Annotated in this window: 1 protein-coding gene; it reads right to left on the reverse strand. The window is 31.1% G+C overall.

Going from position 1 to position 608, the window contains the following annotated elements; translation table 11 throughout:
- Positions 1 to 72: 72 nt before the first annotated feature.
- Positions 73 to 462 carry a helix-turn-helix domain-containing protein gene (locus K1J10_RS10670; RefSeq protein ID WP_398577102.1) on the reverse strand — a complete coding sequence of 130 codons (390 nt, stop codon included), beginning with the start codon at positions 460 to 462 and terminating at the stop codon, positions 73 to 75.
- Between the last annotated feature and the right edge of the window lie 146 nt (positions 463 to 608).

The raw sequence follows: 608 nt of genomic DNA on the forward strand, positions 1-608 counted from the left end.
TTGTGTGAATACTTACAGTTTACCCCAATGAAACGCTATGAGTTTTTTTGTTGCACTATATTTTACAATTTATCATTCAAATAAATCTTCCTCTAGCGAAATAACTTTATTAGATTGCTCTCGTAATTGATTTTCTGTAAAATCTAAAACTTTTTGTTTTCTGGGAGCAGTCAGCTTAACAGCCTTTTCAGTTATTTTTTGAACAAGAGGGGAAGTAGGAATTTTTACTTCTTTTACTTCTTGAGTTTTATCTTCTATCAAGTCTGATTTATTAACACCGAAATAGTCCGCAAGTAATTCGATTTTCCCTATCCGAGGATAAGTTATACCCTTTAACCAATCTCTTACAGTAGTGTATTTTAAACCTAAATCAGAACAAAGTTTATTTCTATCAACGTTTCTACTGCTCATTAACTTTTCCAAGTTCGTAGAGAAAATTTCTTTACTTTTATTATTGCTCATTTGTACCACTCCTTTATATAGTATATATTACGGCAAAAACGCAAAAAAGTAAAGAAAAAAATAAAAAAATCCCCAATTGTCAAGTCAAGTGCAACAAAGTTGTTCCTCTGATTAAGCGAGTATCTTTCAAGCTGTTTGAGCTGACT

Origin of the sequence: Streptococcus australis, assembly GCF_019930045.1 — a bacterium.
In the GTDB taxonomy this organism is placed as follows: domain Bacteria; phylum Bacillota; class Bacilli; order Lactobacillales; family Streptococcaceae; genus Streptococcus; species Streptococcus australis_D.

What these genes read in the sequence shown, in the direction of transcription:
- K1J10_RS10670 (WP_398577102.1), bottom strand. Translation starts at nt 462, where the DNA reads ATGAGCAATAATAAAAGTAAAGAAATTTTCTCTACGAACTTGGAAAAG.